This window comes from Streptomyces sp. NPDC001219 (assembly GCF_053597915.1).
Genome location: NZ_JBSFJF010000027.1, coordinates 99,131 through 105,130 on the forward strand (window position 1 = coordinate 99,131; position 6,000 = coordinate 105,130).

General features: G+C 74.5%; 5 protein-coding genes and 1 pseudogene. 4 read left to right on the forward strand and 2 right to left on the reverse strand.

Translation table 11 applies throughout. From position 1 onward, the window contains the following. Positions 1 to 132: 132 nt before the first annotated feature. A pseudogene (locus ACWC9R_RS19700) lies at positions 133 to 657 on the forward strand (DUF6542 domain-containing protein); the annotation flags it as partial. A 58-nt stretch (positions 658 to 715) separates the two neighbouring features. Here the strand turns inward: ACWC9R_RS19700 and ppgK are convergent. Continuing rightward, a complete protein-coding gene (ppgK, locus tag ACWC9R_RS19705; protein ID WP_450733133.1) occupies positions 716 to 1,609 on the reverse strand; it encodes a polyphosphate--glucose phosphotransferase in 894 nt (297 codons plus the stop codon). 86 nt (positions 1,610 to 1,695) lie between these two features. Continuing rightward, a complete protein-coding gene (locus ACWC9R_RS19710) occupies positions 1,696 to 2,715 on the reverse strand; it encodes a 4-hydroxy-3-methylbut-2-enyl diphosphate reductase (RefSeq protein ID WP_362605549.1) in 1,020 nt (339 codons plus the stop codon). 85 nt (positions 2,716 to 2,800) lie between these two features. Between ACWC9R_RS19710 and ACWC9R_RS19715 the strand changes: the two genes are divergently transcribed. The 3 genes from ACWC9R_RS19715 to ACWC9R_RS19725 all read left to right on the forward strand — a co-directional run bounded on the left by ACWC9R_RS19715 (position 2,801) and on the right by ACWC9R_RS19725 (position 5,910). Next, positions 2,801 to 4,267: an APC family permease gene (locus ACWC9R_RS19715; RefSeq protein ID WP_450733135.1), complete on the forward strand. Its 1,467-nt coding sequence runs from the start codon at positions 2,801 to 2,803 to the stop codon at positions 4,265 to 4,267. A gap of 84 nt (positions 4,268 to 4,351) precedes the next feature. Then, positions 4,352 to 5,587: an exodeoxyribonuclease VII large subunit gene (xseA, locus tag ACWC9R_RS19720; protein ID WP_450733137.1), complete on the forward strand. Its 1,236-nt coding sequence runs from the start codon at positions 4,352 to 4,354 to the stop codon at positions 5,585 to 5,587. 29 nt (positions 5,588 to 5,616) lie between these two features. Further along, a complete protein-coding gene (locus ACWC9R_RS19725) occupies positions 5,617 to 5,910 on the forward strand; it encodes an exodeoxyribonuclease VII small subunit (RefSeq protein WP_450733138.1) in 294 nt (97 codons plus the stop codon). The last annotated feature ends 90 nt before the right edge of the window (positions 5,911 to 6,000 follow it).

Below are 6,000 nucleotides of genomic sequence, written 5' to 3' on the forward strand. Positions count from 1 at the left end.
GAGCAACACGAAGCGCGCACGCCCCAGCACAGCCCGCCGCGGTCCGGACGGCCGCCAGCGGGCCAGGACGCCCGGCTCCCGCGCCCCGCGGAGGCCGTGACCCCCGATCCCGACGACGCCTTTCTCTCCGCGATGCGGGCCTCCGGCTTCGCGTCCGTACCGGCCTCCGCGAGCGCCGCCGTGCACGCGCCGCCGCGCGGTCCCGCGCCGGCCGGTGCCCTCCGGGCGCCCACCCGGCCGACGGCTGCCGCGGCCCCCGGGAGCGCCCCGGCTCCCCCGGCGGGCCCGGATTCCCCCGCCGTCCGCCGGACGCGGCCCCGGCGCCCGGCGGACGGCGGCCCGCCGGACGGTCCACGGGGCCGGAGGCCGGCCGCCAGGCTCACCGGGCTCGGATGCTGGCTGCTGGCGACTCTGGCGCTGCTGGCCTGCGCCTTCGTGGACCGGCAGCTGTTCGGCGGCGCGCCGGCCGTGTACGGCGTCTGCTATCTGCTGGTGGGCATCGGCGCCGCGGTGTGGGTCAGGCCGTACGACCTGGTCTGTGCGCCGGTCACGCTGCCGATCGCCTTCACGCTCGGTGCGCTGCCGATCCAGCACGGCGGGGACGGCTTCGAGGGGCTGCTGATGGGCCTCTTCACCGTCCTCGCGCTGAACGCGGGCTGGCTCTACGCCGGGACGCTGGTCTGCGCGCTGCTGGCGCTCGTCCGGCGGGTGCTGCTCATCGCCCGGCGTCGGGCCAGCCGACCGGTGAGTCGACCGCGGAACGCACCGCGCGGGCAGCAGAGCCGGCCGCCGGCACGGACCCCTTCGCGCTCCCGGCCGCGGCCGGCGAACCGTCCGCGGCAGGTGGCTCGCCAGCCCGAGCGGCGTGCGCAGCCATCGCGGCCCCCACAATCCCCGCATTGTTCTGAAGCTGAGCCGGCACGATCTCGGCGCTGATGCCCTCGATCAGCGGCAGGAACTTCTCCGCCTTGCGGCTCACCCCGCCGCCGAGCACGAACAGCTCGGGCGAGAAGAGCATCTCCACGTGGGCGAGGTACTTCTGGACGCGGTGCGCCCAGTGGTGCCAGTCCAGCCCCTCGTCCTCCTTGGCCTTGGTGGAGGCGCGCTTCTCGGCGTCGTGGCCGTGCAGCTCCAGATGGCCGAGTTCGCTGTTGGGGACGAGGCGGCCGTCGGTGAAGACCGCGCTGCCGATGCCGGTGCCGAGGGTGAGCACGATGACCGTGCCGGTCCGGTCGCGGCCCGCGCCGTAGCGCATCTCGGCCAGACCGGCCGCGTCCGCGTCATTCAGCAGGGTGACCGGGCGGCCGCCGGACTCGCCGCCCAGCCGGCCGGTGAGCAGGCCGTCGGCGTCGAGACCGATCCAGCCCTTGTCGACGTTGGCGGCGGTACGGGTCCTGCCGTCGGTGACCACCCCGGGGAAGGTCGCACCGACCGGCCCCGACCAGCCGAAGTGGTCCACGACCTCCTTGACGCAGTCCGCGACCGCTTCCGGGGTGGCCGGGTGCGGGGTCAGTACCTTGTAGCGCTCCTCCGCGAGAGCGCCGCGCGCCAGATCCACCGGGGCGCCCTTGATGCCCGATCCGCCGATGTCCACACCGAAGACCTTCATGGGAAAAGGCTAGGCGCGGACGGGGCGGCTCGCCCCCGGGATGCGGCGACTCGTGGCCCCGGGTGGCGAACCGGCGGTGGGGCGGCTCAGTCCTCGGTGGCGGCCTTGGCCTCGGCGCGCAGGTCCCGGCGGAGCTCCTTGGGCAGCGAGAAGTGGATGGACTCCTCGGCGGCCGTCAGGGTCTCGACGTCCTCGTAGCCGCGGGCGGCGAGCCAGTCCAGGACACCGTGGACGAGCACGTCGGGGACGGAGGCGCCGGAGGTGACGCCGACCGTGCCGACGCCCTCCAGCCAGGCCTCGTCGATCTCCTCGGCGTAGTCGACCAGATGGGCGTCGCGGGCGCCGGCGCCCAGCGCCACCTCGACGAGGCGTACGGAGTTCGAGGAGTTCTTGGAGCCGACGACGATGACCAGGTCGGCCTCGGCGCCCATCTGCTTCACCGCGATCTGGCGGTTCTGGGTGGCGTAGCAGATGTCGTCGCTGGGCGGCGAGAGGAGGTTGGGGTAGCGGCCCTTGAGGGCGTCGACCGTCTCCATGGTCTCGTCGACCGAGAGGGTGGTCTGGGAGAGCCAGACGACCTTCTCCGGGTCGCGGACCTCGACGTTGGCGACGTCCTTGGGGCCGTCGACGAGGGTGATGTGCTCGGGCGCCTCACCGCTGGTGCCGATGACCTCTTCGTGGCCCTCGTGGCCGATCAGGAGGATGTCGTAGTCCTCCTTGGCGTAGCGGACGGCTTCCTTGTGCACCTTGGTGACCAGCGGGCAGGTCGCGTCGATGGTGGCGAGCTTGCCGCGCTTGGCCTCCTCGTGGACGACCGGGGCGACGCCGTGGGCCGAGAAGATGACGATGTTGCCCTCGGGCACCTCCTCCGTCTCCTCGACGAAGATGGCGCCCTTCTTCTCCAGGGTCTTCACGACGTACTTGTTGTGCACGATCTCGTGGCGGACGTAGACCGGGGCGCCGTACTGCTCAAGGGCCTTCTCGACGGCGATGACGGCGCGGTCCACGCCTGCGCAGTAACCACGGGGAGCGGCGAGCAGGACCCTGCGGCGCGAAGCGGCTTCGCCCGGGGTGGTGGCGGGAGTCGGGCTGGGCGAGGAAGTCATGCGTCCCATCGTAAGGGCGTGCCTCCGCCCCCGAAGATCGCACCACTGGCCCAGACTGAGGTCGGCACGCAGCGAGGAGGCACGGATGCCGGGCACGGGCGGCAGCGGGGCGGGCGGGGCGGCGGACGGTGCCGCCGGCGGGGGCGGGGAACCCGGCGGGCCCGGTGCGCTGCGGCGGACGCTGACGTTCCGGGATCTGCTCGTCTACGGTCTGCTGTTCATCGCCCCGATGGCGCCGGTCGGCATCTTCGGCACCCTGGAGGCCACGTCGCACGGCGCGGTCACCGTCGTCTACCTGGTCGCGACCGTCGCGATGGCGTTCACCGCCTTCTCGTACGCCCAGATGGTGCGGGTCGCCCCTCGGGCCGGCTCGGTCTACACCTACGCCCGGGTGGGGCTGGGCGAGGGCGCGGGCTTCGTCGCCGGGTGGATGGCGATGCTGGACTACCTGCTGATTCCGGCGGTGGCGTATCTGTTCTCCGGGATCGCGCTGCACGCGCTGGTGCCGGCGGTGCACCCGTGGGTGTGGACGGCGCTGGCGGTGGTCGTGACGACGCTGCTGAACCTGTCGGGCGTGCGGACCGCGGCGCGGGCCGGGTTCGCGGTGCTGGCGATGGAGATCGTGGTGCTCACGGTGTTCGTGGTGGCGGCGGTGGTCGAGCTGGTCGCCCATGGGGCGCAGCGGGGCTGGGCCGCGCCGCTGACCGGTGAGGGCGGCTTCTCGGTCGGGGCGGTGCTGTCCGCGGTGTCGGTGGCGGTGCTGTCCTATCTGGGCTTCGACGCGATCGCGTCGTTCGCGGAGGAGGCCGGGGGCGGGGCGGGCGGCCGGGCGACGGCCGGTCCCGACCGGGTGGCGCGGGCGGTGCTCGCCTGTCTGGTGGTGGCCGGTGTGCTGTTCGCGGTGCAGACGTATCTGGCGGCGCTGCTGATGCCGATGAGCGCGGCGGAGCTGGCGGCCCGGCCCGCGGAGCAGGGCACGGCGTTCTACACCACGGTCGACGCGGCGGTGGGCCGGTGGCTGCACGATCTGGTGGCGGTGAGCAAGGCGGTCGGTGCGGCGTTCGCGGCGCTGGCGGGGCAGGCCGCGGCCGGCCGGCTGCTGTTCGCGATGGCCCGGGACCGGCGGCTGCCGGGGGCGATGTCGAAGGTGGACACGGGCAGCGGTACGCCGCGCCGGGCGCTGCTGGGGGCGGCGTTGGTGACGCTGGTGGCGGCGGTGGGCGCGGCCCGCAGGGACGACGGGCTGGAGCAGCTGTCGTCGATCGTGAACGTGGGGGCGCTGACGGCGTTCGGGCTGCTGCACGCCTCGGTGATCGGCTGGTTCCGGTTCCGCGGACGGGGGCGCCCGCTGCCCGGGCGGGGCCGGGGGGCCGGGGGCGGGCGGCAGGGTGTGCTGCGGCACGCGGTGGTGCCGCTGCTGGGGCTGGTGGTGGTGGCCGCGGTGCTCGTCGAGGCGTCCGGCACCGCGCAGCTCGTGGGCGGGGTCTGGCTGGTGGCGGGGCTGGTGGTGCTGGCGGTGCAGCACGGCGGGCGGGCGCGGGCGGGGGGCTGAGCCCGCCCGCGCGGGGAGCCTCCCGGCCGGCCACGGGCCGCGCGGCCGCCGCTGCTGTCAGTGCCCGCCGCTACTCTCGCTCGTATGGCTGTTTCTACGTCCCCGGAAACGCCGATCCCGGTCGGCGAGGTGTCCCGGCTCATCGGCGGCTGGATCGAGCGGCTCGGCGCGGTGTGGGTCGAGGGGCAGATCACCCAGCTCTCGCGGCGGCCCGGCGCGGGGGTGGTCTTTCTGACGCTGCGTGACCCGTCGTACGACATCTCGGTGAGCGTGACGTGCTACCGCCAGGTCTTCGACAAGGTCGCCGATGTGGTGAGCGAGGGCGCGCGGGTGGTGGTGCACGCCAAACCGGAGTGGTACGCGCCGCGCGGCCAGCTGTCGCTGCGGGCCGCCGAGATCAAGCCGGTCGGGGTCGGTGAACTCCTCGCCCGCCTGGAGCAGTTGAAGAAGTCGCTGGCGGCGGAGGGCCTGTTCGCGGCGGACCGCAAGAAGCCGCTGCCGTTCCTGCCGCAGCTGATCGGCCTGGTCTGCGGCCGGGCGAGCGCCGCGGAGCGGGACGTCCTGGAGAACGCCCGGCACCGCTGGCCCGCCGTCCGCTTCGCGGTGCGCAACGTCCCCGTGCAGGGGGTGCACGCGGTCCCCCAGGTGGTCGCGGCGGTCCAGGAGCTGGACGCGCTGCCCGAGGTGGACGTGATCATCGTGGCCCGGGGCGGCGGCAGCGTGGAGGACCTGCTGCCGTTCTCCGACGAGCAGCTCATCCGGGCCGTGAGCGCGGCCGTGACGCCCGTCGTCTCGGCGATCGGCCATGAGCCGGACTCCCCGCTGCTGGACCTGGTCGCCGATCTACGCGCCTCGACGCCGACGGACGCGGCGAAGAAGGTGGTGCCGGACGTCGGCGAGGAGCTGGCCCGGGTCGAGCAGCTGCGGGAGCGGGCGCGACGCGCCGTCGACGGCTTCGTGCAGCGCGAGGAGCGGGGGCTGGCCGCGGCGCTCCACCGGCCCTCCATACAGCGGCCGCAGCGGATGGTCGAGGAGCGCGAGGAGCAGGTCACGGCGCTGCTGGAGCGCGGCCGGCGGACCCTGGGCCATCTGCTGGACCGCGCCGACTCGGAGCTGGCGCACACCCTGGCGCGGGTGGTAGCGCTCTCCCCCAAGGCGACGCTGGAGCGCGGCTACGCGGTCCTGCAGAAGCCGGACGGGACGGCGGTGCGCTCCCCCGGGGAGGTCGCGGCGGACGACGGCTTGCGGGCCCGGGTGGCCGAGGGCGAGTTCAGGGTGCGGGTGGACGGCGCCCCGGGTGCCGCCACGGCCGCGGAATAGTGCAGGGACGGACTCTTAGGGTGGGAGACATGGCGAAGGCGAAGACGGACGACGCGGCGGACGCGGAGCAGGGTGCGGCGGCCGGCGCGGCCCAGGTGGCCCCGGTGGACTCCACGCTCGGCTACGAGCAGGCGCGGGACGAGCTGATCGAGGTCGTCCGCAGCCTGGAGGCCGGCGGCACGACGCTGGAGGAGTCGCTCGCCCTGTGGGAGCGCGGCGAGGCGCTGGCGAAGGTCTGCCGCCGCTGGCTGGACGGTGCGCGGGCGCGGCTGGACGCGGCCCTGGCGGAGCCGTCGGACGAGGCCGGGGCGGAGCGCGCCTAGGACCTGTCGTCAAACTCCCGTCGTTCGCCCGAAGGGCGGCCCCGCGGCGTCTGGTGCGTGCGATCGCAAGGCGGAGGGTCGCCCCGATAC